The organism is Burkholderia sp. KL41 (assembly GCF_057005415.2).
In genome coordinates this window covers 812201-835912 of the sequence record NZ_CM174446.1, presented here as the reverse complement: position 1 = coordinate 835912, position 23712 = coordinate 812201, and the positions used below count along the sequence as shown (strand labels likewise).

Annotated in this window: 19 protein-coding genes; 10 read left to right on the top strand and 9 right to left on the bottom strand. The window is 67.9% G+C overall.

From position 1 onward, the window contains the following. Nucleotides 1-3: 3 nt before the first annotated feature. The 5 genes from folK to PQB87_RS03960 all read left to right on the top strand — a co-directional run bounded on the left by folK (nucleotide 4) and on the right by PQB87_RS03960 (nucleotide 3104). Entirely contained in the window at nucleotides 4-546 is a 543-nt protein-coding gene (gene folK, locus PQB87_RS03980; RefSeq protein ID WP_021162208.1) for a 2-amino-4-hydroxy-6-hydroxymethyldihydropteridine diphosphokinase, read from the top strand. Further along, nucleotides 543-1229 carry a deoxynucleoside kinase gene (locus PQB87_RS03975; RefSeq protein WP_027788310.1) on the top strand — a complete coding sequence of 229 codons (687 nt, stop codon included), beginning with the start codon at nucleotides 543-545 and terminating at the stop codon, nucleotides 1227-1229. The genes folK and PQB87_RS03975 overlap by 4 nt, the downstream gene beginning before the upstream one ends. Before the next feature lie 44 nt (nucleotides 1230-1273). After that, nucleotides 1274-2089 carry a 3-methyl-2-oxobutanoate hydroxymethyltransferase gene (gene panB, locus PQB87_RS03970; protein ID WP_059685174.1) on the top strand — a complete coding sequence of 272 codons (816 nt, stop codon included), beginning with the start codon at nucleotides 1274-1276 and terminating at the stop codon, nucleotides 2087-2089. 188 nt (nucleotides 2090-2277) lie between these two features. Further along, nucleotides 2278-2658 carry a BPSL0067 family protein gene (locus PQB87_RS03965; protein WP_080981970.1) on the top strand — a complete coding sequence of 127 codons (381 nt, stop codon included), beginning with the start codon at nucleotides 2278-2280 and terminating at the stop codon, nucleotides 2656-2658. Then, nucleotides 2655-3104, top strand: a complete 450-nt coding sequence (locus tag PQB87_RS03960; RefSeq protein ID WP_233343801.1) for an STY0301 family protein — start codon at nucleotides 2655-2657, stop codon at nucleotides 3102-3104. Before PQB87_RS03965 ends, PQB87_RS03960 begins: the two co-directional genes overlap by 4 nt. A gap of 19 nt (nucleotides 3105-3123) precedes the next feature. On the opposite strand, the gene PQB87_RS03955 is transcribed toward PQB87_RS03960, so the two are convergent. From PQB87_RS03955 to grpE, 5 genes are all read right to left on the bottom strand, one after another. After that, nucleotides 3124-5076: a chorismate-binding protein gene (locus tag PQB87_RS03955; RefSeq protein WP_489242581.1), complete on the bottom strand. Its 1953-nt coding sequence runs from the start codon at nucleotides 5074-5076 to the stop codon at nucleotides 3124-3126. Nucleotides 5077-5089: 13 nt separating this feature from the next. Further along, complete coding sequence (dnaJ, locus tag PQB87_RS03950) at nucleotides 5090-6226, bottom strand: molecular chaperone DnaJ (protein ID WP_021162212.1); 1137 nt, start codon at nucleotides 6224-6226, stop codon at nucleotides 5090-5092. A gap of 266 nt (nucleotides 6227-6492) precedes the next feature. After that, complete coding sequence (gene dnaK / locus PQB87_RS03945; RefSeq protein ID WP_060065971.1) at nucleotides 6493-8445, bottom strand: molecular chaperone DnaK; 1953 nt, start codon at nucleotides 8443-8445, stop codon at nucleotides 6493-6495. A gap of 147 nt (nucleotides 8446-8592) precedes the next feature. Next, entirely contained in the window at nucleotides 8593-9003 is a 411-nt protein-coding gene (locus PQB87_RS03940; protein ID WP_059528987.1) for a thioredoxin family protein, read from the bottom strand. Between the two features lie 10 nt (nucleotides 9004-9013). Further along, the gene (gene grpE / locus PQB87_RS03935) at nucleotides 9014-9559 is read right to left on the bottom strand and encodes a nucleotide exchange factor GrpE (protein ID WP_059685182.1); all 546 of its coding nucleotides are present in this window, start codon (nucleotides 9557-9559) and stop codon (nucleotides 9014-9016) included. Nucleotides 9560-9915: 356 nt separating this feature from the next. Here grpE and PQB87_RS03930 point away from each other — a divergent pair, with 356 nt between their 5' ends. Then, on the top strand, nucleotides 9916-10077 hold the full coding sequence (locus PQB87_RS03930) for a hypothetical protein (RefSeq protein WP_006476841.1): 162 nt from the start codon (nucleotides 9916-9918) through the stop codon (nucleotides 10075-10077). Here the strand turns inward: PQB87_RS03930 and PQB87_RS03925 are convergent. From PQB87_RS03925 to hrcA, 3 genes are all read right to left on the bottom strand, one after another. Then, nucleotides 10049-10456 (bottom strand): RNA-binding S4 domain-containing protein, encoded by a 408-nt coding sequence (locus tag PQB87_RS03925; protein ID WP_021162216.1) that lies wholly within the window; start codon nucleotides 10454-10456, stop codon nucleotides 10049-10051. The two genes, PQB87_RS03930 and PQB87_RS03925, sit on opposite strands and share 29 nt — an antisense overlap. Further along, nucleotides 10453-11526 carry a ferrochelatase gene (gene hemH / locus PQB87_RS03920; protein WP_059685184.1) on the bottom strand — a complete coding sequence of 358 codons (1074 nt, stop codon included), beginning with the start codon at nucleotides 11524-11526 and terminating at the stop codon, nucleotides 10453-10455. The genes PQB87_RS03925 and hemH overlap by 4 nt, the downstream gene beginning before the upstream one ends. A gap of 147 nt (nucleotides 11527-11673) precedes the next feature. Beyond that, nucleotides 11674-12696, bottom strand: a complete 1023-nt coding sequence (gene hrcA, locus PQB87_RS03915) for a heat-inducible transcriptional repressor HrcA (protein WP_021162218.1) — start codon at nucleotides 12694-12696, stop codon at nucleotides 11674-11676. A gap of 131 nt (nucleotides 12697-12827) precedes the next feature. On the opposite strand from hrcA, the gene PQB87_RS03910 reads away from it, so the two are divergent. Further along, nucleotides 12828-13730 (top strand): NAD kinase, encoded by a 903-nt coding sequence (locus tag PQB87_RS03910; protein ID WP_059528978.1) that lies wholly within the window; start codon nucleotides 12828-12830, stop codon nucleotides 13728-13730. Between the two features lie 19 nt (nucleotides 13731-13749). Then, a complete protein-coding gene (gene recN, locus PQB87_RS03905) occupies nucleotides 13750-15399 on the top strand; it encodes a DNA repair protein RecN (protein ID WP_059685185.1) in 1650 nt (549 codons plus the stop codon). 128 nt (nucleotides 15400-15527) lie between these two features. Here the strand turns inward: recN and glnE are convergent, their stop codons facing one another. Then, complete coding sequence (glnE, locus tag PQB87_RS03900; RefSeq protein ID WP_489242580.1) at nucleotides 15528-18332, bottom strand: bifunctional [glutamate--ammonia ligase]-adenylyl-L-tyrosine phosphorylase/[glutamate--ammonia-ligase] adenylyltransferase; 2805 nt, start codon at nucleotides 18330-18332, stop codon at nucleotides 15528-15530. A gap of 231 nt (nucleotides 18333-18563) precedes the next feature. Between glnE and PQB87_RS03895 the strand changes: the two genes are divergently transcribed. Further along, a complete protein-coding gene (locus PQB87_RS03895; RefSeq protein ID WP_489242579.1) occupies nucleotides 18564-22763 on the top strand; it encodes a YhdP family protein in 4200 nt (1399 codons plus the stop codon). Nucleotides 22764-22826: 63 nt separating this feature from the next. Beyond that, the gene (locus tag PQB87_RS03890) at nucleotides 22827-23654 is read left to right on the top strand and encodes a carbon-nitrogen hydrolase family protein (RefSeq protein ID WP_048022322.1); all 828 of its coding nucleotides are present in this window, start codon (nucleotides 22827-22829) and stop codon (nucleotides 23652-23654) included. Nucleotides 23655-23712 lie beyond the last annotated feature (58 nt).

The window sequence follows — 23712 nt, the reverse complement described above, 5'->3', positions numbered from 1 at the left end:
GCCATGACGGTTGCATATATCGGACTGGGGGCGAATCTCGGCGATGCGCGCCAGACCCTGAAGGACGCGGTGGTGTGCCTCGCGCAGCAGCGCACCATCTCGATCCTCGGCAAATCGAGCCTGTATCGCACGGCGCCCTTCGAAGCGGGCGGCGACGACTACTACAACTGCGTCGTCAAGCTCGACACGACGCTGTCGGCGCGCGAGCTGCTCGCGCTCTGCCAGAAGATCGAACATCACTTCGGCCGCGAGCGCCCGTATCGCAACGCGCCGCGCACGCTCGACCTCGACATCCTGCTGTTCGGCGCCGACTCGATCGACGAACCCGACCTGATCGTCCCGCACCCGCGCCTCACCGATCGCGCGTTCGCGCTCGTGCCGCTCGTGGAGATCGAGCCCGCACTCGACATTCCCGCGCGCGGCCGTGCCGAAACCTTCCTCGCCGCCGTCGCGGATCAGCGTGTCGAGAAGGTGCAGACCTGCCAGTGCCTGATGCAGAAGGCACTCGCCGCCAGCGAAGACGCCGACAAGAACCGCTGCCGATGACCCCGACACCCCTCACCGTCACTGCGCCCGACCTGCGCGCCCCGCACCGCTATCTCGTGATCGAAGGCCCGATCGGCGTCGGCAAGACGACGCTCGCGCGCCTGCTCGCCGAACGCTGGTCGATGCAGACGCTGCTCGAGCGCCCGCAGGACAACCCGTTCCTCGAACGCTTCTATCGCGATACCGCGCGCTACGCGCTGCCCGTGCAGCTGTCGTTCGCGCTGCAGCGTGCGCAGCAGGCACGCGAGCTGATCGGTGCGCTCGAAACGGGCCGCCCGGTCATCGCCGATTTCATGCCGCAGAAAAACGACATCTTCGCGCGGCTGAACCTGCCGGAAGACGAGTGGCAGCTCTACCGTTCGGTCGCCACGCACGTGGACGTGCCGCAGGCGCCGTCGCCCGACCTCGTCGTCTACCTGCAGGCGAGCCCCGAAGTGCTGTTCTCGCGCATCCAGAAGCGCGGGCTGCCGATGGAGCTGCAGATCAGCGACGCGTACCTGCGCTCGCTCGTCGACGCGTACAACGAATTCTTCTACCACTACGACCGCACGCCGGTGCTGACGGTCGCCGCGGAACACCTGAACCCGCAGGATTCCCCCGAAGATCTCGCCCTGCTGGTCGAGCGCATCGAGACGATGCGCGGCCGCAAGGAATTCTTCGTCAAGGGCGAGACGACGCGCTGACGCGTCCTCGCCTGTCGTTCCTTACCATCCGAACCGGATTTCCCATGACCTATCTCCAGGAATCGAGCCGGCCTGCCGTCACGGTGCCCAAGCTGCAGGCAATGCGCGTCGCCGGCGAGAAGATCGCGATGCTCACCTGCTACGACGCGAGCTTTGCCGCCCTGCTCGACCGTTCGGGCGTCGACGTGCTTCTGATCGGCGATTCGCTCGGCAACGTGCTGCAGGGCCACACGACCACGCTGCCCGTGTCGCTCGACGACATCGCGTATCACACCGCCTGTGTCGCCCGCGCGCAGCCGCGCGCGCTGGTCGTCGCCGATCTGCCGTTCGGCACGTACGGCACGCCGGCCGAGGCGTTCGCGAGTGCCGTCAAGCTGATGCGTGCCGGTGCGCAGATGGTCAAGCTCGAAGGCGGCGAATGGCTCGCCGAGACGATCCGCTTCCTCGTCGAGCGCGCGGTGCCCGTATGCGCGCACGTGGGCCTCACGCCGCAATCGGTGCACGCGTTCGGCGGCTTCAAGGTGCAAGGCAAGACCGAAGCCGGTGCCGCCCAGTTGCTGCGCGACGCGCGCGCGATCGAGGATGCGGGCGCACAGCTCGTCGTGCTCGAAGCCGTGCCGACGCTCGTCGCCTCCGAAGTCACGCACATGCTCAAGATTCCGACGATCGGCATCGGCGCGGGCGTCGACTGCTCGGGCCAGGTGCTCGTGCTGCACGACATGCTCGGCGTGTTCCCCGGCAAGCGGCCACGCTTCGTGAAGGATTTCATGCAGGGTCAGCCGAACATCCAGGCGGCCGTCGAAGCGTATGTGCACGCGGTGAAGGATGGTTCGTTCCCCGGGGCGGAACATTCGTTCTGATCGGGAGGGCAGCGCCGCGGGCGCGCTGTCGGCGATCGCCGACGCACACTCGCTGACGTGGCCGGCAATGCGGTACGCCGCTTCTCATACTGCATTGTCGGACAACGTGTACTTTCTAACTCGTCCTATTTCCGCTCTTCTTCGTCGCTGCGACCATCAAGCCTTCGTCAATCGAAGGCGTGTGAAAGATGGCTCATGTGTATGAAAAGGCAGCTGACCTCGTCGGGCAAAAGCTGGCAGGCGACGGAGAATGCGTCGCACTGGTCAAAATTTATACGTCCGTCGGCCCCACCGCCATCTGGCGACCGGAAAGGAAGGCAGCAGGCGACCGGAGTATCCGCGTCGGGACCGTCATTGCAACTTTCGAGAACGATCGCTACCCAAGCCGATCGCATGGCAATCATGCTGCGTTCTATCTGAGCCAGGATGTACGCGGTATCTACGTCGTTGAACAATGGCGCTCACTCAAGGCAATTCAGAGACGATGCATTCCGTTCAAAGGCAAGGACAAAAATGGCCGTTACATCGATCCGAGCAATAACGCCGATGCATTTTCGGTCGTGAAATGACGATGCGCATCCGCCAAGCACCGTATCGGCTGCTCGCCATCGCCATGCTCGCATACGGTCCGCTCATCACGTTACCTGCGTCCGCTGCGACAACAGATTGCCCCGCACGCGTCGCCGTTACTCAGCAGCTCGACGGTCAACCGCCCGACGGCTGGAAAAACTTCGACGCGCAAAGCACCTATCCGCTTGCCAGCGTCACCTTCTGGTCGGGGCCACCGGACCGGATGACATCGTTGCTGCCGAACCGCTCGCGCTCCGAGTCCCAGAGCGACATTTATGTCTGGTCGCTCGCCGAAAACCGTGAAGACTACTGGGTCTCATGTGACTACGCCAATACGAGCGTCGTGATCGCACGGCCGCTCGGCAAACAGGCACAGACTTGCGTCGCGCGTTACAGGCACGGGCACGCCATCGTGCAAAGCTGGCAATGTACGCCGCGGAAATAATCCGCGTTCAGGTCGGTGTTCAGCCGTGAATCAGCCGCGCCACCATCGGCCCGCGCAACGCGTTGCAGATCATCAACTCATCCGCGTTCAGCACATCGTCGAGCGTCAGCGCACGCTCTTTTGCGCCTAGTGCCGGATCGTCGAGCAGTACACGACGCATCACGCCCGGCAGCACGCCGGACGCCAGCGGCGGCGTTACCCACTGGCCGTCAAGCTTCACGAACACATTCGAGCGCCCGCCTTCCGTCACCTCGCCGCGTTCGTTGACGAACAGCATGTCGAAACCGCCCAGCGCCTCCGCCGCCTGCCACGCGCGATCGTATTCGGCGCGGCGCGTGGTCTTGTGCAGCAGCAGCGCATCGCTCGCGCGGGTCGGCGCGAAACCGTGCGCGGACGCCAGCAACACGCCGACCGGCCCCGCCGGCAGCGGCTTGAGCGGTGCCGCGACGATCTCGATCGTGCCGTCCTTCGCGAGCGCGAGCTTCATCCGGTAGATGTCGTCGCCGTCGAGCGCCGCGCAGCGCGCGTCGATCTCGCGGCGTAGCGCCTCGGGGTCGAAGCGGAAGCCGAACGCATCCGCGCTACGCTGCAGCCGCGCGAGATGGCGATCGAGGTGCCGGATGCCGTCCGCACGCGTGGCAGCGGTCGTTTCGAACAGCTGGAAGCCGGGATCGGCATCCGTCAGGAATCGTGCTTTCAATTCGCACTCCGCATATTCGTCGGCCGCGACACTGTCGAGCACGATGCCCGCGCCGACGCCCATCGTGCCACGGCGCCGGCCGGCGATTGCCGTCGCCGGACTGCGTGCTTCGGCACCGGTCGCACCTTCGCGGTCAGCGCCTTCGCCGGCCGCACCTTCACCGGTAGCATCGAGCGTCAGCGTCCGGATCGCGACCGACAGGCAAAAATCGCCACACCCGGACAGGCGCTCACCCTGCACGTCGGAATCGACGCCTTGCTTCGCGGCGTCAAGCCAGCCGATCGCGCCCGTATAGAGGCCGCGCGGTGTCGACTCGATCGCATCGATCAACTGCATCGTCTTGTACTTCGGCGCGCCCGTGATCGATCCGCACGGAAACAGCGCACGCAGCATCTGCGCGAACGTCGTCCCTGCGCGCCAGCCGGCCTCGACCGTCGACGTCATCTGCCACACCGACGCATACGGCTCGACGGAGAACAGCGCCGGCACGCGAACCGTCCCGGTGCGTGCGATCCGCGATATGTCGTTGCGCAGCAGGTCGACGATCATCACGTTTTCCGCGCGGTTCTTCGGATCGTTCGCGAGGAACGCGGCCGCCGCCGCATCGTCGCGAGGGTCGGCCGAACGGGGCGCGGTGCCCTTCATCGGCCGCGCGCGCAGCACGTCGCCGTGCTTCTCGACGAACAGCTCGGGCGAACACGACACGACCCACGCCCCGTCGGACAACGCAACCAGCGCGCCGTAGCGCACCGGCTGGCGCGCACGCAGCCGCCGGTACAGCGCGAGCGGCGTGCCGAACACGTCGAAGTTCAGCCGGTACGTGTAGTTGACCTGATACGAATCGCCCGCGCGCAGCGCGTCGTGCACCGCGGCGATCGCCGCATCGAACGCATCGCGCGACACGCTCTTCGCGACATGTGCGACACCCGCGATCGACGGCGCATCGCTGCCGCCGTCCTGCTGCGCGAGCCACGCGTCGACTTCGTCGCGCGACAGGCATTCGCAGCGCGCATACAGCAAAAAGCGCAGCGGGGCATGGCCCGGCTGCGCCCGTTGCAGGTTGCGTCCGAATTCGTAATCGCCGACGACGACCGCATGCAGCCCGTCGCGCAGGTCCTGCGCTACCGCCGCATCGACTGCGTCGAGCCGCGCCGGATCCGTGCACACGCGTTCGCGCACGAATCCCGAATACAAACGACTCGACCGCGCGGACGCGGTCGAGTCGCAATCGTCCAAGAGCGCGAACGACGCGCTCTCGTTGCCTTCAGTCATGCTGTTACTCGAGTTACTCGAAGAAGCTCTTCACACGATCGAACCAGCTCTTGCTCTGCGGGCTGTGACGCGCGCCGCCTTCGGCCAGCGACTTCTCGAACTGCTTGAGCAGGTCGCGCTGGTTGTCGGTCAGCTTCACGGGCGTCTCGACCTGCACGTGCACGTACAGATCGCCCGCGATGCTCGAACGCAGCCCCTTGATGCCCTTGCCGCGCAGCCGGAACGTCTTGCCCGACTGCGTGCCTTCCGGCACCGGGAACGATGCACGGCCGGCCAGCGTCGGCACCTCGATCTCGCCGCCGAGCGCGGCGGTCGTGAACGGGATCGGCATCTGGCAGTGGAGATCGTCGCCGTCGCGCTCGAACACCGAGTGCGGCTTGATGTGGATCTCGACGTACAGGTCGCCCGGCGGCCCGCCGTTGATGCCCGGCTCGCCGTTGCCGGCCGAGCGGATGCGCATCCCGTCGTCGATCCCGGCCGGGATCTTCACTTCGAGCGTCTTGGTTTCCTTCACCTTGCCCGACCCGTGGCAATGCACGCACGGCTCGGGGATGTAGGTGCCCGTGCCGTGGCACTTCGGGCAGGTCTGCTGGATGCTGAAGAAGCCCTGCGACATGCGCACCGTGCCCTGGCCATGGCAGGTCGGGCAGGTTTCCGGCTTCGTGCCGGGCTTCGCACCCGACCCGTGGCAGACCTCGCACGACACCCAGCTCGGCACGCGGATCTGCGTGTCGTAGCCGTGTGCGGCCTGCTCGAGCGTGATTTCCATGCTGTAGCGCAGGTCGGCACCGCGATACACCTGCGGGCCGCCACGGCCGCCGCGCGCGGCGCCGCCCGCGGCCTGGCCGAAGATGTCGCCGAAGATGTCGCCGAACGCATCCGCGAAGCCGCCGAAGCCCTGTGCGCCCGCACCGCCCATGTTCGGATCGACGCCCGCATGGCCGTACTGGTCGTACGCGGCCCGCTTCTGGCTGTCCGAGAGCATTTCGTAGGCTTCCTTCACCTCCTTGAAATGCTCTTCCGCATCCTTGTTGTCCGGATTGCGGTCAGGGTGATACTTCATCGCAAGCTTGCGATATGCCTTCTTGATTTCGTCGTCGCTCGCATTCTTCGCGACGCCCAGAACCTCGTAGTAATCCCGTTTCGCCATATCGATTCACTGTGCCGCCACGCATCGCGCACGCGGCGGCTCCTTTCGCCCGCAGTAAAGTCTCTCGACTCGTCTGGCGCTGCGCCCGTCCGCGGACGGCTCGTGCAGCACCCGCCAAAAAACAAATGTGCCCGGAGGGCCGCAAAGCCCGCCAGGCGTGGAGTCGATCCGGCCATCCGGAAGGAAAGACAGACCGCTTGTCAGCCAGCCCGCCAGCCGCGCCGCGCGCGTGTTGCGCGCGGCGTGCGGCACCGGGGCAACCCGGCTTAGTCCTTCTTCACTTCCTTGAACTCGGCGTCGACGACATCGTCGGCAGCCTGTTGCGCGCCGCCCGCGTGGGCCGCGCCTTCCGCTGCACCCGCTGCGCCGGCCGCACCCGCTTGCTGGGCCTGCATGTCGGCGTACATCTTTTCGCCGAGCTTCTGCGAAACCTTGCCGAGTTCCTCGACCTTCGCGTCGATCGCAGCCTTGTCGGCCGACGTGTCCTTCAGCACTTCCTCGAGCGACTTCAGCGACGCTTCGATCGCTTCCTTCTCGCCCGCGTCCAGCTTGTCGCCGTACTCGGTCAGCGCCTTCTTCGTGCTGTGGACCAGCGCGTCGCCCTGGTTGCGCGAATCGGCCAGCTCGCGCAGCTTGTGATCTTCCGCTGCGTTCGCTTCCGCGTCCTTGATCATCTGGTCGATTTCAGCCTCGGACAGACCCGAGTTCGCCTTGATCGTGATCTTGTTTTCCTTGCCGGTCGCCTTGTCCTTCGCGCCGACGTGCAGGATGCCGTTCGCGTCGATGTCGAAGGTCACTTCGATCTGCGGCACGCCACGCGGTGCGGGCGGGATGCCTTCGAGGTTGAACTCGCCGAGCAGCTTGTTGCCGGCTGCCATTTCGCGTTCGCCCTGGAACACCTTGATCGTCACGGCGCCCTGGTTGTCGTCCGCCGTCGAATACACTTGCGCGTGCTTCGTCGGGATCGTCGTGTTCTTGCTGATCATCTTCGTCATCACGCCGCCGAGCGTCTCGATACCGAGCGACAGCGGGGTCACGTCGAGCAGCAGCACGTCCTTGCGGTCGCCCGACAGGACCTGGCCCTGGATCGCCGCGCCAACCGCGACGGCTTCGTCCGGGTTCACGTCACGGCGCGGATCCTTGCCGAAGAACTCCTTCACCTTCTCCATGACCTTCGGCATGCGCGTCTGGCCGCCGACCAGGATCACGTCGTCGATGTCCGACACCTTGACGCCTGCGTCCTTGATCGCGATGCGGCACGGTTCGATCGTGCGCTCGACGAGGTCTTCCACCAGCGCTTCCAGCTTCGCGCGGGTGATCTTCAGGTTCAAGTGCTTCGGGCCCGACGCGTCCGCCGTGATGTACGGCAGGTTGATTTCGGTCTGCTGGCTCGACGACAGCTCGATCTTCGCCTTTTCGGCGGCTTCCTTCAGGCGCTGCAGCGCGAGCACGTCCTTCGACAGGTCGACGCCCTGCTCCTTCTTGAACTCGCCGATGATGTAATCGATGATGCGCTGGTCGAAGTCTTCGCCGCCGAGGAACGTGTCGCCGTTGGTCGACAGCACTTCGAACTGCATTTCGCCGTCGACGTCCGCGATCTCGATGATCGACACGTCGAACGTACCGCCGCCGAGGTCATACACGGCGATCTTGCGGTCGCCCTTCTCGGCCTTGTCGAGGCCGAACGCGAGCGCGGCTGCGGTCGGCTCGTTGATGATCCGCTTGACTTCGAGGCCCGCGATGCGGCCGGCATCCTTGGTTGCCTGGCGCTGGCTGTCGTTGAAGTACGCCGGCACCGTGATCACGGCTTCCGTGACCGGCTCGCCGAGGTAGTCTTCGGCCGTCTTCTTCATCTTGCGCAGCACTTCCGCCGAAACCTGCGGCGGCGCGAGCTTTTCGCCGTGCGCTTCGACCCATGCATCGCCGTTGTCAGCCTTGATGATGGTGTACGGCATCAGGCCGATGTCCTTCTGGACTTCCTTCTCTTCGAAGCGGCGGCCGATCAGGCGCTTCACCGCGAACAGCGTGTTCTTCGGGTTGGTCACCGATTGACGCTTGGCCGGCGCGCCGACGAGCACTTCGTTGTCGTCCATGTAGGCGATGATCGACGGCGTGGTGCGCGTGCCTTCCGAGTTCTCGATGACCTTGACCTGGTTGCCTTCCATGATGGCGACGCACGAGTTCGTGGTGCCGAGGTCAATACCGATGATCTTTCCCATTTTTCCTAATCTCCAGAAATGCTTGTTTGCTGCGCAAAACCCCGCGTTTTGGGGCGGTTTCGCGCGCCAGAATTCAACTCTGTTCCCGAAATGCGTCCGGCCGGTCCGTTTTCAAGACCCGCCGAGCGATGCGGATATTAAATTTTTTCAATCGCCGCCGGCTAGGGGATCGCTGCCCGCCGCCGCGATTTTCGCGCGTGCCGCCGACACGGCCGCCTGGAACTGCGCGAGGCCATGCCAGCCCGTCGCACGGCCGAGCCGCTTGCCGCGGTGGAAGAAGAACCACGTCGGCACACCGTGCAGCCCGAAGCGGCGCCCCAGCTGGTGGTGTTCGTACACGTTGCAATGGAACCACTTCAAGCCCAGCGCGCGGATGGCGTCGGGCTGGGCGAGCATCGCCTTCTTCGCGATCTCGCAGTTGAAGCAGTCGACGCCCCAGAAGAACACCACCGCAAGCGCGTCCCCCGCGCCGTCGATCGCCGCGTCGAACGTACCGGCGTCCAGCGCCTGCATGTCGAACGCGTCAAATGCGGCCGGATCGACGCCGGCGGGCACCATCGCGACGCCCTTACTTCGGCTGCGCGACGGTGACGAGCGCCGGACGCAGCACGCGGTCGGCGATCGTGTAGCCCTTCTGCAGCACCGTGACGACGGTGTTCGGCTCCTGCTCGGCCGGCACCATCGAAATCGCCTGGTGCTGGTGCGGATCGAACTTCTCGCCGACCGGGTTGATCGCGACGACGCGGCCCTTCTCGAGTGCGCTCGTCAGCTGGCGCAGCGTCAGCTCGACGCCTTCGCGCACCTTCGCGATATCGCCGGACGTATCGTTGACGGCCGCTTCCAGGCTGTCCAGCACGGGCAGCAGGTGCTCCGCGAAGCTCTCGATCGCGAACTTGTGCGCCTTCGAGACGTCGTCCTGCGCGCGGCGGCGGACGTTCTCGGTCTCGGCCTTCGCCCGCAGGTAGCTCTCCTGCAGCTCGGCGACCTTGGCTTGAGCCTCCGCGAGCGCCGCGTCGGCTGCTTCGGCGGCGGGAGCAGCGCCTTGCGCCGCCTGCTTCTCGCTGCCGATATCTTCGGCCGATTGGGTAGCCGGGTTCTCTTGCGTGTTTTCCATGTCGCTGAAAGTCGATTAGAGGTTGAAGCCAAATCGGCAACCGCCGGACCGTATACCCGGCGGCACCGCACATTGCTGGTGCAAATAAGGGTGAAAACTGCGATTTCAAGAGGGTTATTCGCCGGCATTCTCCAATGCCGCGAAACAACCGCGCGTCGCACCGGTGCATCGCCCGCATAGTCCGCCACGGCAGGCGAAACGGGCTGTAACAACGCTTACCTGGCAAGTACTAGCTTGGCACAGTCCCGCTGCACTACACTCCACTCAAGCGTCGGAAAAGCGTGTTTACCCTTAGCTGACCGACGCCTTACAACCACCACCTGGCGCCGTTTTCACCCCTTCTCGAGGGGAGTACCGTGAAACTGACCTTTGCGATATCGGTGGTCGCGCTGGTACTCATTGCCGGCACCACCACCATCTGCCTGTCGGGAGCCGTGACCGACCGCACGACCGAATACGGGAGCGCGCGGGCGACGTTCGACCAGATGTTCAGCTCCCACCAGAAAATCTGTCGATGATGCGCCGGTCGCGCTTCGTCGGCCGGCCGTGCAATTCGGCCGCCGGCTCGCGATACGTGCGACGCCGCTCCAGTTCGGCGAGCCGCGCGGCCCGCCCCGCTTCCGTTTCCTCGTAAAGCGTCTGCGCGACGCTCGCCGGCCCGCGCACGTCGCACACGCCGAGGACGGCAATGTGCCAGACGATGCCGTCGATCGCAATTTCGACCTCGTCGCCCACGCGCACTTCCTTCGCCGGCTTGACTGCAGCCCCGCCGATCTTCACGTGCCCCTTGTCGACCGCGTCGGTCGCAAGCGAGCGCGTCTTGAAGAACCGGGCCGCCCACAGCCATTTGTCGATGCGCAGCTTCGCGCCCGGTTCGGTCGAAATCTTGTAATTCATCGCACCTCACCCGCCGTTTCCGGCTGCGCGGCCTTGACCGGCCAGCCCTGCAGATTTTCGGCGACGATCTCGCCGAGCGCGCCGATCCACGCGGGCGCGCCGTTCAGGCACGGAATCCGGTGGAACGCCTTGCCGCCACCGGCGAGGAACTCGTCGCGCACTTCCATGCCGATCTCCTCGATCGTCTCCAGGCAATCGGCCGTGAAACCGGGACAGAACACGTCGGCCCGCTGTACGCCGGCCTCGCCGAACTCGCGCAGCGTCGGCGCGGTATAAGGCTGCAGCCATTCGGCCTTGCCGAAACGCGACTGGAACGTGACGCGGCACTCGGTTGTCGACAGCCCGAGCGCGGCCATCAGCAGCGCACCCGTCTGCTGGCACTGGTCGTGATAGGGATCGCCGAGGTCGAGCGTGCGCTTCGGCACGCCGTGAAAGCTCAGCACGAGCTTGTCGCCGGCCGCGAAGTCCGGCCGGCCGTGCTGCGCCCAATACTGGCGCACCTGCTCGGCCAGCGCGTGGATATAGGCCGGATGGTCGGCGTAGTGCCGTATCGTGCGCACCTCCGGCTGGTTGCGCATGCGCGAAAGCGCGTCGAATGCGGCGTCGAATGCGGTGGCCGTGGTCGACGCCGAGTATTGCGGATACATCGGCATCAGCAGCACGCGCTCGACGCCGGCGCGCTTGAACTGCGCGAGCGCGTGCGAAATGTTCGGACTGCCGTAGCGCATCGCGTAGTCGACCTGCACTTGATAACCGTTCGACGCGAGCAGGTGCCGCACGCCGTCGGTCTGGCGCACGGTATGCACGCGCAGCGGCGAGCCCTCGGGCATCCAGACGGCCGCGTATTTCTTCGCGGACGCACGGCCGCGCAGCGGCAGGATCAGCGTGCGCAGCAGCACCTGCCAGATGGCCTGCGGAATCTCGACGACCCGCGGATCCGACAGGAATTCGGCCAGATAGCGCCGCACGGCACGCGGCGTGGGCGCATCGGGCGTGCCGAGATTGATCAGCAGCACACCGATGCGATGGGCGGCCGCGATACTCGAAGGCGGCTCAAGATCGAAACGCATGGGCAAGAACGTGCTCGGGGCACGGGACCGGACGGCTCTCAATTATAGCGGGCCGCCTCGCGCCGGTCGGCTGGCCGTTCGGCCGACTGTCGGCGCACGCGGCGCCGCGGCACGATGACGGGGCGGGATCGGGCTGGCGCTCGCAGGCTACTGCTGGCTCAGCGTGAGCGACAGCAGCCGCGCGGTGATGTCGACGATCGGGATCACGCGGTTGTACGCCATGCGGGTCGGGCCGATCACGCCGAGCGTGCCGACGATCTGCCCGTTCACCTCGTAAGGGGCGGTAACGACGCTCATTTCCTCGATCGGCACGAGTGTCGATTCGCCGCCGATGAAGATCTGCACGCCCTGGGCGTGGCTCGACACGTCGAGCAGTTGCAGGAGGCCCGTCTTTTGGTCGAATACGTCGAACAGCTTGCGCAGCCGGGCCATGTCGGACGACAGATCCGCCACCTCGAGCAGGTTGCGCTCGCCGGAAATCAGCACGGTGTCCTCGGTGTCGGGCACCTCGGTGCTGGCCGTCACGGCCGCATGCATCAGCGTGGTCATGTCGCCGCGCAACTGGTCGATCTCGTCGCGCAGGCGACGGCGCACCTCGTCGAACGACAGCCCGGCGAAATGCGCGTTGATGTAGTTGGACGCCTCGGTCAGTTGCGACGGCGAGTAGTCGCGCGGCGTCGCGAGCATCCGGTTCTGCACGTCGCCCTCGGGCGTCACGATGATCAGCAGGATGCGCTTGTCCGACAGGCGCATGAACTCGATCTGCTTGAACACGTGGCTGCGGCGCGGCGTCAGCACGACGCCCGCGAACTGCGACAGGTTCGACAGCACGCTCGCCGCGGCCGCCACGACGCGCTGCTGCGGCTCGCCGGCCTGCAGCGTGTTCTGCACCTGCCGCGCGACGGCCTCTGCGTCGATCGGCACCTCGACCGTCAGCATCGTGTCGACGAACAGCCGGTAGCCGCGCGGCGTCGGCACGCGGCCGGCCGACGTGTGCGGGCTCGACACGAGGCCGAGCTCCTCCAGGTCGGACATCACGTTGCGGATCGTCGCCGGGCTCAGCTCGAGCCCGGAGTAACGGGACAACGTGCGCGATCCGACTGGCTGACCGTCGGCGATATACCGTTCGATCAGGGTTTTCAGGAGGGTTCGTGCGCGAGGATCTAGCATGGTGGAAAATTTTAGCGCAACCGCGCGACCGCGGCGAGTGGCGTCAGCCACCGATGCGCGGGCCGACCCGATCCGGCCCCGTCAGCGAACAGCCGGTTCTTTTCGTCAACGAGCTATGGTGTAATGCCGGCATGAAAACCGGTAATCAGTTCAACACTGTCGCGCTCGTCGGCCGGAGCAACACGCCGAACATCGCCGAGCCGCTCGCCACGCTGGCCGCCTGCATTGCCAAGCGGGGCTTCGAGGTCGTCTTCGAAGCCGAGACCGCGCGCGAGATCGGCATCACCGGCTACCCGGCGCTGACCCCGGCCGAAATCGGGGCGCGCGCCGACGTGGCGGTCGTACTGGGCGGCGACGGGACGATGCTCGGCATCGGCCGTCAGCTCGCGCCGTACAAGACACCGCTGATCGGGATCAACCACGGGCGGCTCGGCTTCATCACCGATATCGCGGCGGCCGACATGCAGGCACTCGTCCCGGTGATCCTGTCGGGCAAGTTCGAGCGCGAGGAGCGCTCGCTGCTCGAGGCCCGGATCATGCGCGACGGCGAACCGATCTACCACGCGCTCGCGTTCAACGACGTCGTCGTGAACCGCAGCGGTTTCTCCGGGATGGTCGAGCTGCGCGCGTCGGTCGACGGCCGGTACATGTACAACCAGCGTTCGGACGGCCTGATCGTCGCCACGCCGACCGGCTCGACCGCTTACGCGCTGTCGTCGGCCGGCCCGATCCTCCATCCGCAGCTGCAGGGCATCGTGCTCGTGCCGATTGCGCCGCACGCGCTGTCGAACAGGCCGATCGTACTGCCCGACGATTCGAAGATCGCGATCCAGATCGTCGGCGGGCGCGACGTCAACGTGAACTTCGACATGCAGTCGTTCACGTCGCTCGAACTGAACGACACGATCGAGGTGCGCCGCTCGAAGCACACGGTGCCGTTCCTGCATCCGATCGGCTACAGCTATTTCTCGACGCTGCGCAAGAAGCTGCACTGGAACGAACACGCCTCGAACGAAGACGACAAGGCGTCCTGACGCCGCTCCGCCCGACACCATGCTCCGCCACCTCTCGATCCGCGACTTCGTCATCGTCGCCGCGCTCGATCTCGAATTCGACAGCGGCTTTTCCGTCTTTTCCGGTGAAACCGGCGCCGGGAAATCGATCCTGATCGACGCCCTCGCCCTCGCGCTCGGCGAACGTGCCGACGCGAGCGTCGTGCGCACCGGCTGCGGCCGCGCCGACATCACCGCCGAATTCACGCCGCACGACCGCGTCGCGCGCTGGCTCGACGAACACGCGTTCGACACCGAGGACACCGTGATGCTGCGCCGCGTGATCGACGCGAACGGCCGGTCGCGCGCGTTCATCAACGGCACCAGCGCGACGCTCGCGCAGCTGCGTGAACTCGGCGAAATGCTCGTCGACATCCACGGCCAGCATGCGCACCAGCTGCTGATGCGGCCCGACGCGCAGCGCGAGCTGTTCGACACGCACGCAGGGCTCGTCGCCGATGCGGCGAACGTCGCGCGCGCGTGGCGCGTGTGGCGCGACGCGACGCAGGCGATCGAGGCCGCGAAGGCGCACGAGCGGGAGCTGCAGCTCGAACGCGAAAAGCTCGCGTGGCAGCTCGCCGAGCTCGACAAGCTCGCGCCGCAGCCCGGCGAATGGGACGAAGTCAGCAACGAGCACAAGCGCCTGTCGCATTCGGCGAACCTGATCGACGGCGTGCGCGGCGCACTCAACGCGTTGTCCGAGGCCGACGACGCGATGCTCGCGCAGCTCGGCGCGATCGTGTCGAAGCTGCGCAGCCTGGCCGACTACGACACCTCGCTCGGCGACGCGCTCGCGTCGCTCGAACCAGCCGAGATCCAGCTGCAGGAAGCCGTCTACTCGCTGTCGCACTATGCGCAGCGCGTCGATCTCGATCCCGAGCGGCTCGCGCAGGTCGAAACGCGCCTCGATGCGCTGCACTCGACCGCCCGCAAGTTCCGGTTGCCGCCCGACACGCTGCACGAAGAACACGCGGCACGCCGCGCGCAGCTCGCCGCGCTCGACGCGGCCGCCGATCTCGGTGCGCTCGAGGCGACGCAGGCCAAGGCGCGGGAAGCCTATCTCGCCGATGCCAGGCATCTGTCGAAGGCGCGCGCGCAGGCCGCCAAGGCGCTCGGCACGGCCGTCACGGCCGGCATGCAGGAACTGTCGATGGCGGGCGGAAGCTTTGAAGTCGCGCTCGTCCCGCTCGCCGACGGCGGCCCGCACGGGCTCGAGCAGGTCGAATTCCGGGTCGCCGGCCACCCCGGCGTGCCGCTGCGGCCGCTCGCGAAGGTCGCGTCGGGCGGCGAACTCGCGCGGATCAGCCTTGCGCTCGCAGTGATCGCAAGCGCGGCGAGCCCGACGCCGACGCTGATCTTCGACGAAGTCGATACGGGGATCGGCGGCGGCGTCGCCGAAGTGGTCGGCCGCCTGCTGCACCAGCTCGGGCGCGATCGCCAGGTGCTGTGCGTGACGCACCTGCCGCAGGTCGCCGCGCGCGGCGACCACCACTTCCAGGTCGCGAAGGGCGCCGACGAGCGCGGCGGCACGGTGTCGACGGTCGTCGCGCTCGACCGCGCCAACCGGATCGAGGAAGTCGCGCGGATGCTCGGCGGGCTCGAGATCACGGCCACGACGCGCAAGCACGCGAAGGAAATGCTGGCGGCCTGACGCGGGCACCGCGTCGGCCGAATGCAAAAAGACCGGCGCATGCGCCGGTCTTTTTTTACCGCACGGCCGCTCGCCCGACCGCGCCCGCCCTGCTCCGCGAGTTCGAACGCCCGATTCGAACACCCGACTCAAACGCCCGTTTCAGCCGTCCCGAACACGCGCGCCCACAGCGCCGTCACGGCTGCGCGCTCGTCGGCCACCACGGCCGGATCGACCCGCGCCTTCTCCATCCCGTCGAGCCGCAGCTTGTGCTGCAGCTTCCGGTACTTCCGGTAGGCCGCGCCGACGCGCTCGGCCTCGTCCTCGCCCATCAGCCCGAAGCGCGCGACCTCGCGCAGCAGCGCGATGTTGCCCGTGTTGCGGATCAGCTCGGCGTCGCTCGACGCGTGCAGCAGCACCCAGTACTGGACGATGAATTCGATGTCGACCATCCCGCCGCGATCGTGCTTCAGGTCGAACAGGTCGGTCTGGTTCGGATGGCCGGCAAACACCTTGCCCCGCATGTCGACAATCTCCTTCGCGAGCACGCCGCCGTCGCGCGGCGTCGTCAGCACCTGCTGGCGGATCGCCTCGAAGTCAGCGCCGATCTGCGCGTCGCCCGCGCTGTAGCGGGCACGCGTCAGCGCCTGGTGCTCCCACACCCACGCGGTGTTCGCGGCATCGCCCTCGCGCAGCTGGTAGCGGCGGAACGCATCGAGATCGGTGACGAGCAGCCCGGCCTCGCCGTTCGGCCGCAGCCGCAGGTCGATGTCGAACAGCGCGCCGGCCCCGGTCGCCGTGGTGAGCCACGTGATGAGCCGCCGCGTGAAGGTCGTGTAGACGTCCGCCGAGCGCTCGTCCGCGTCGTCGTACAGGAAGATCAGGTCGAGATCGGATGCGTAGCCGAGCTCCTTGCCGCCCAGCTTGCCGTACGCGATCACCGCGAACTTCGGCACGTCGCGATGGCGCTTCGCGAGCTGGGACCAGACGACTTCGATCGTCACGTCGAGCACCGCGTCGGCCAGCTCGGACAGCCGGTCGCTCACGTGCTCGACCGACAGCTGCCCGGCCAGGTCGATCAGCAGGATCCGGAACACCTCCGCGTGCTGCGCGTGCCGCAGCAGGTCCATCTGCTGCTCGGGGCCGTCGGCCGCCGCGAGGCGCGCGCGCAGCGCGTCCTTGAACGCAGGCCAGTCGAACGGGCTCGCGATCGCCTCGTCGTCGAGCAGCTCGTCGAGCAGCTGCGGGTGGCGGATCAGGTAACCGCCGCCCCAGCGCGTCGCGCCGAGCACCGACAGCACGCGGTCGAGCGCGGCCGGATACTCGGTCAGCAGCGCGAGATAGACGCCGCGCCGGCTGACCGTCTCGAGCAGGTCGAACAGGCGCACGATCGTGTCGTCGCGGCGTGCGGCGTCGATGTTCGGCGCGGCCTCGAGCGCCCGCTGCGCGACGCTGTCGAAGCGCTGCCGGCTCTTTTCCGGCAGGCCCATGTAGCGCGTCGATTGCCAGATCGCACGCAGCCGCGCGAGCACGGCGGCCGGATCGGCAAAACCGAGGCCGTCGAGGCGTGCGACCAGCGCATCGTCCTCGCCGTCGTCGCCCAACGCGCCGCTCCAGATCCATGCGGCGGCCGTGTCGTCACCCGCCGCGCAAGGGCCGCCGCCCTTCACCTTGTCCGCGAAGATCTGGTCGAACTGCGCCTCGACGAAGTTCCGGTGCTCATCCAGCACCGTCATCAGCGCCGCATAGTCGGCAAAGCCGAGCGACGCGGCCAGCGCCGCGCGTTCATCCGGCTCGACCGGCATCGCGTGCGTCTGCGCGTCGTTGCGGTACTGCAGCCGGTGCTCGAGCGTGCGCAGGAAGTTGTAAGCATCGGCCAGGCGCGCGCGCACGTCCTCGCCGATCAGCCCGCGCGCCTGCGCATGGCGCAGCACCGCGAGCGTCGGCCGCACGCGGAATTCCGCATCCTGGCCGCCCCGGATCAGCTGGAATACCTGCGCGCTGAACTCGATCTCGCGGATCCCGCCGCGCCCGAGCTTGATGTCGTCGGACTTGTCGGGCCGCATCGACGCGCGGCGCGCGGCTTCCTGCCGGATCTGCTGGTGCAGCGAGCGGATCGCGCCGATCACGCCGAAATCGAGATAGCGGCGATACACGAACGGCTTGACGATCGACTCGAGCTGCGACTCCAGCCGTCGCGCCGCGTCGCTGTCGCCTTCCGACACGAGCCGCCCCTTGATCCACGCGTAGCGCTCCCACTCGCGCCCCTGCACGTAGAAATATTCCTCGAGCATGCCGAGGCTGCAGACGAGCGGACCCGAATCGCCGTTCGGACGCAGCCGCATGTCGACGCGAAACACGTAGCCGTCGGCCGTGACCTCGGACAGCACGCCGATCAGGCGCCGGCCGAGCCGCGTGAAGTATTCCTGCGTGGACAGCGGCGAACGCGCGCCGCCGGTCGTCTCGCCGTCGTCCTCGTAGACGAAGATCAGGTCGATGTCCGACGACACGTTCAGCTCGCGGCCGCCCAGCTTGCCCATCCCGACCACGCCGAGCACGACGCGCTGGCCGTCGGCGCCGCGCGGCTCGCCATACAGCGCCTCGAGTTCAACCGACAGCAGCGCGAGCGAGCGCTGCACGGCCACTTCGGCGAGATCGGTCATCGCGCCCGTGACCTCGGCGACGTCCGCCAGCCCGCGCAGGTCGCGTTCCGCGACCGCGCCGAACGCCTCGGCACGCAACTGCCGCAGTGCGCGCTTCAGTTGCTCCTCGGACGGCGCGGCCGTGCCGGCCGGCGTCGCCAGCAGCTCGGTGAGGCGCGCGTCGAGCTGCGCGCGGCCGAGCGGCGCGGCGGCCCACGCGGCAACCTGTTCGGCCAGCGCGGGACGCGCGGCAGCCGCGCGAGCAAGGTATCGGGAATAGGACGTGCTGATCAGGGCGGAAGCGTCGGTCATCGAGAAGCGGGCCTGGCGGAAAGGCCGGCCGGCAGCGGGCCGGCGCGTGCGCGCCCCGCTACCGGCCGGCCCCATGGATTCGGCGCGGCATCGCGGGGCGCGCGTGCGCCCGCCGCGAAACCGCGCGCCGGAAAGCCCGTGCCGCGCTGCCGCAACGGCCGCCGGCACGAACCCGTGTGATACATTTCAACGTCAGTCTGCAAAACTACCATATCGCCGCCCGTCCGCCGCATGTCCGACCGTCAGGAATCCGCCGTAGCTGCGCCCGAAGCGGGACCTCCGAAGCACGATCATCCGGTCCTGCGCCGCGTGTTCCGGGTGACGCTGGCAGTCGGGCTCGGCACCTACTTCGTCGCGTCCGGCGCGTTCCTCGGGCTGCGCTACGTACTGCTGCCCCGCATCGACGAATTCCGCCCGCGCATCGAGCGCGCGGTGTCCGACAAGCTCCACGCGCAGCTTTCGATCGGCAAGCTTTCCCCGAACTGGTCCGGCATGCAGCCGGGCGTCGAACTCACGAACCTGACGATCCGCGGCCACGACGGCAAGGTCGCGCTGTCGGTGCCGCATGCAACGGCCGCGCTGTCGTGGATGTCGCTGCTGCGGCTGTCGCCCGCGCTGTCGAGCCTGATCGTCGACCAGCCCGACCTCGTCGTCGCGCGCGCGGCCGACGGCTCGCTGAGCATCGCGGGCGTCGGCGTGGCAACCACCCATGGCGGCAACGACACGTTCGGCACGTGGCTGCTGAAGCAGGAAGCGATCGTGCTGCGCGGCGGCACGCTGCGCTGGCGCGACGCGCAGCACGACGCGCCGGAGCTCGTGCTGTCGGGCATCCGGCTCGCGGTGCTCAACAACGGCCGCGTGCACAAGGCCGCGCTGCAGGCGCCCGCGAACGGCACGCTGCTGCTCGGCCCGCTCGATTTCCGCGCGCGCTTCAGGCACAAGCCGCTCGCCCCGGTCGGCAAGCCGTCGAACTGGTCGGGCGACGCGTACCTGTCGACGGGCCCGGTCGACCTGCAGACGCTCGGGCGCTACCTCGACATGCCGCTCACGATTCACGCGGGCCGAATCGACAACGCGATCTGGGCCACCTTCAGCGACGGCCACCTGCATTCGGCGGGCGGCGACCTGCAGGGCGCGGACGTCGCGCTGCGCGTGCGCCCGACGCAGCCGCGGCTCGACGTGCCGACGGTCGGCTTCGGCTGGGACATGCAGCTCGATGCCGGCCACGACTACACGCTGCACCTGACGCGCTTCAACGCGGAACTCGGCCAGCCGCCGCTGCCGGACGGCACGCCGCTCGCCCGCTCGCTCGCGCTGTCGACGCTGACGGCCCGCTACCGTGTGCCGACCGCCAGCCAGGGGCAGCTGTTGAGCGTCGTCGGCGACCGCGTCGATCTCGGCATTCTCAGCGAGTTCATTCGCGGGCTGCCGCTGCCGGCGCGCCTGCGCAACGAGCTGATCAAGATCGACCCGCGCGGGATGGTGTCGAACTATCACATCGAGGTCGAACGCGCGAAGCCTGCGCGGGCCGACCTCGCCGACGAGGAGCGGCGCATGGGCGCCGCGCCGATCGTCCGCTATCGTTTCCTCGGCGATCTGCAGGGCATCAGCTTCGCCGCGCAGGAGCCGCCGCCCGGGCTGTCGCCGCGTGGCCACCCGCGGGCCGGCTGGCCGGGCGTCGAGAACCTCTGGGGCCGCGTCGATGCGAACGAAACGGGCGGCAGCGCGCATTTCGATACGGTCAACGCGGCGGTCACGGTACCCGGCGAATTCGACGAGCCGCGCCTGACGTTCGACCGGTTACGCGGCAACGCAAGGTGGGCGATCACGCCCGCGGCCGGCGAAAAGCATGCGCGCGTCGACGTGACCCTGCCCGACCTGCTCGTCTCGAACCCCGATGCCGAAATCGCGGTGTCCGGCTCGTACACGAACCCCGGCCACGGCCGCGGCTCGCTCGACCTGCGTGCCGATTTCGCGCGTGCGTCGGTGGCGCGCATTCCGCGCTACCTGCCGACCGGGATGTCCGAACACCTGCGCGACTATCTCGGCCACGCGCTGCAGGCCGGCCAGGTGACCAAGGGTGCGTCGATCGTCGCCCGCGGCCCGCTCGAGAAATTCCCGTTCGAACACGAGCCGGACGCCGGCGTGTTCCACATCGTCGCGCCGTTCACCGGCGGCCGCTTCGAACCGACGCCGTACCCGCCGCGCAAGCTCGCGAACGGCACGCCGAGCGTCTGGCCGGCGCTCGACGGGATCGACGGCGTGTTCGAACTCGCGCAGAACAAGCTGCGCTTCGACATCGATCGTGCGCACTACAAGCGCGTCGCGCTGACGAAGGTCGCGGGCCGCATCGACGATCTCGGCAACCCGAGCCACTCGCCGCTCATCATCGACGGTCATGCGCAGGGCCCGCTCGCCGACCTGATCGACTACGCCGACAACAGCTCGCTCGGCACGATGAGCGGGCATATCGGCCAGCGGATCGATGCGCAGGGGCCCGCGTCGCTCGCGCTCAAGATCACGATTCCGCAGCACGTCCCGCATCCGCACACGCACATCGAAGGCGCGCTCGCATTCGGCGGCAACACGCTGACGACGAGCGGCGTGCCGCCGCTGTCCGCGCTGCGCGGCAGTGTCCGGTTCACCGAGGCCGGCGCATCGCTGCGCGACCTGTCGGGGCGCTTCCTCGGCGGCCCGGTGCGCGCGAGCGGCAACTTCCAGTCGCACGGCCCGTATACGGTGGACGTCGACGGCCGGCTCGCGCTCGACGCCGCGCGCGGCCTGAACCTGCACGGCCCGGCGGCCGCGCTGCTCGAGCACGTGGTCGGCGACGCGCCGTACAAGGTCGCCGTGCGCGGCGCGCCGGGCCGCCTGCCCGACATCAGCGCGCATTCCGACCTGACCGGCGTGGCATTGAATTTCCCCGCGCCGTTCGCAAAACCGGCCGGCACGCCGATGCCGTTCAGCTTCACGCTGCAGCCGGCGCCGCAGGCGGACGGCAAGCGCCTCGAGCACGCCGACCTGACGCTCGGCCCCGTGTCCGCAACCTACCTGCTCGACGCGACGCGCGGCCAGCCGCTGCGTGCGGTGCGCGGCGCGATGGGCATCCACCGGATGCCCGACATGCCGCAGGACGGCGTGAGCGCGGCCGTCGACGTCAACGAACTGGACGCCGATGCGTGGCTCGCGCTGGCCCATACGCTGAAGCCCGACACGCCGCGCGAGCAGGAGCCGCAAGCCGCGCCGCACGTCGATTTCGCCAGCTTCGCGCCGAAGCGTTTCGCGCTCCATTTCGGCACGCTGAAGCTGCTCAAGCGCAACTGGGAAAACGTGATCGTCGGCGCGTCGCACGTCGACGAGCTCTGGCAGGCGAACATCGCGTCGAACCAGGTGTCGGGCTACCTGTCATGGGCGCCGGGCGGCGGCCACAACGGCGCGGGCGTACTGAATGCGCGGCTCGCGAAGCTCGTGGTGCCCGACAGCGCGCAGCACGATCTCGTCGGCCGCGCGATGAACCTGCCGACGCCGACCGACCGCCCGATGCCGTCGATCGACCTGATCGTCGACCAGGTCGTCGCGCGCAACCACGACATCGGCCGTCTCGTCGTCAACGCGCGCAACATCGACGAAGCCGGCACGCCGGTCTGGCAGCTCGACAAGCTGGAGCTGTCGAACCCGGCCGCGAAGCTGACGGCGACCGGCAACTGGCGCACCTCGCGCCGCGCACTTGCCCGCGGTGCCGATGAAAACGACGCACCGCGCCGCACCGTGTTCGACTTCAAGCTCGACATCGACAACGCGGGCGCGCTGCTCGACCGCGTCGGCCTGCCGCGCACGCTTGCGGACGGTCACGGCACGGTCACCGGCAAGGTCGGCTGGCGCGGCGGCCCGACCGCGGTCGACTTGCCGTCGCTCGGCGGCCAGATCGCGCTCGACCTCGAACACGGCCAGATCCTGAAGGTCGATCCGGGCGCGGCGAAGCTCCTCGGCGTGCTGAGCCTGCAGAGCCTCGCGCGCTTCCTGACGCTGAATTTCCGCGACGTGATCGGCAAGGGGCTGCCGTTCGACAAGATCACGGGCACCGGCCGGATCTCGAACGGGATCGCCCGCACCGACGACTTCTCGATGATGACCGGGCCCGCGAACGTCACCGTGCGCGGCGCAGTGGATCTCGGCACCGAGACGCAGGACCTTCACGCGCACGTCGCGCCGAAAATCAGCGCGGGTGCGGCCGCGATCGGGGCGGCCATCGTCAACCCGCTGCTCGGCGTCGGCGTGCTGGCCGCGAACTACGCGCTGTCGGAGACGCTGTCGCGCGCGTTCGCGCTCGACTACACGATCACCGGCTCGTGGGCGCACCCGCACATCGAGCGGGTGCGGGGCGATCAGGGTAAGATGAATCACGGTCCGGCCGATGCGGCGAGCCATTGAGCCGCGCGTCGGGCCGCGCACGGTGCCGGGCCGCACCCCATTTATGACGCAACCGATCCAGCGATGACCGACCACACCCGTTCCGCCACGCCCTTCCAGGTCGCCGCGCTGCAGATGGTGAGCACGCCGGACGTCGCGCGCAATCTCGCCGAGGCGCGCCGCCTGATCGCGGAAGCCGCCGGCGAAGGCGCGCAGCTCGTGCTGCTGCCCGAGTACTTTTGCTTCATGGGTCACCGCGACACCGACAAGCTCGCGCTCGCCGAACCTTACCGGGACGGCCCGATCCAGCATTTCCTCGCGGACGCCGCGCGTCGCCACGGCATCTGGGTGATCGGCGGCACGCTGCCGCTGAAGGCCCCGGAGCCCGATCGCGTGCTCAACACGACGCTCGTGTTCGACCCATCCGGCAACGAAGCCGCGCGCTACGACAAGATCCACCTGTTCAACTTCGAGAAAGGCGACGAGTCGTTCGACGAGGCGCGCACGATCCGCGCGGGCGATACGGTCGTCACGTTCGACGCGCCGTTCGGGCGGGTCGGCCTGTCCGTCTGTTACGATCTCCGCTTTCCGGAGCTGTATCGCAGGATGGGCGACTGCGCGCTGATCGTCGTACCGTCGGCATTTACGTATACGACCGGCCGCGCGCACTGGGAAACGCTGCTGCGCGCGCGGGCCGTCGAGAACCAGTGCTACGTGCTCGCGGCCGCGCAGGGCGGCAAGCACGAGAACGGCCGGCGCACCTGGGGCCACAGCATGCTGATCGACCCGTGGGGCGAGATCGTCGCGGTTCGCGACGTGGGCGCAAGCGTCGTGCTCGGCGCGCTCGATCCGCAGCGCATCGCCGACGTGCGCCAGAGCCTGCCCGCGTGGCGGCACCGCGTGCTGACCTGAATCGGCCGCACCGCTTGAAACACCGCGCGGCCAACCCATCTGCCCAGAAGCACCCGAC

Coding starts and splice junctions, on each gene's coding strand:
- folK (WP_021162208.1), top strand. CDS start 4: ATGACGGTTGCATATATCGGACTGGGGGCGAATCTCGGCGATGCGCGC.
- PQB87_RS03975 (WP_027788310.1), top strand. CDS start 543: ATGACCCCGACACCCCTCACCGTCACTGCGCCCGACCTGCGCGCCCCG.
- panB (WP_059685174.1), top strand. CDS start 1,274: ATGACCTATCTCCAGGAATCGAGCCGGCCTGCCGTCACGGTGCCCAAG.
- PQB87_RS03965 (WP_080981970.1), top strand. CDS start 2,278: ATGGCTCATGTGTATGAAAAGGCAGCTGACCTCGTCGGGCAAAAGCTG.
- PQB87_RS03960 (WP_233343801.1), top strand. CDS start 2,655: ATGACGATGCGCATCCGCCAAGCACCGTATCGGCTGCTCGCCATCGCC.
- PQB87_RS03955 (WP_489242581.1), bottom strand. CDS start 5,076: ATGACTGAAGGCAACGAGAGCGCGTCGTTCGCGCTCTTGGACGATTGC.
- dnaJ (WP_021162212.1), bottom strand. CDS start 6,226: ATGGCGAAACGGGATTACTACGAGGTTCTGGGCGTCGCGAAGAATGCG.
- dnaK (WP_060065971.1), bottom strand. CDS start 8,445: ATGGGAAAGATCATCGGTATTGACCTCGGCACCACGAACTCGTGCGTC.
- PQB87_RS03940 (WP_059528987.1), bottom strand. CDS start 9,003: ATGGTGCCCGCCGGCGTCGATCCGGCCGCATTTGACGCGTTCGACATG.
- grpE (WP_059685182.1), bottom strand. CDS start 9,559: ATGGAAAACACGCAAGAGAACCCGGCTACCCAATCGGCCGAAGATATC.
- PQB87_RS03925 (WP_021162216.1), bottom strand. CDS start 10,456: ATGAATTACAAGATTTCGACCGAACCGGGCGCGAAGCTGCGCATCGAC.
- hemH (WP_059685184.1), bottom strand. CDS start 11,526: ATGCGTTTCGATCTTGAGCCGCCTTCGAGTATCGCGGCCGCCCATCGC.
- hrcA (WP_021162218.1), bottom strand. CDS start 12,696: ATGCTAGATCCTCGCGCACGAACCCTCCTGAAAACCCTGATCGAACGG.
- PQB87_RS03910 (WP_059528978.1), top strand. CDS start 12,828: ATGAAAACCGGTAATCAGTTCAACACTGTCGCGCTCGTCGGCCGGAGC.
- recN (WP_059685185.1), top strand. CDS start 13,750: ATGCTCCGCCACCTCTCGATCCGCGACTTCGTCATCGTCGCCGCGCTC.
- glnE (WP_489242580.1), bottom strand. CDS start 18,332: ATGACCGACGCTTCCGCCCTGATCAGCACGTCCTATTCCCGATACCTT.
- PQB87_RS03895 (WP_489242579.1), top strand. CDS start 18,564: ATGTCCGACCGTCAGGAATCCGCCGTAGCTGCGCCCGAAGCGGGACCT.
- PQB87_RS03890 (WP_048022322.1), top strand. CDS start 22,827: ATGACCGACCACACCCGTTCCGCCACGCCCTTCCAGGTCGCCGCGCTG.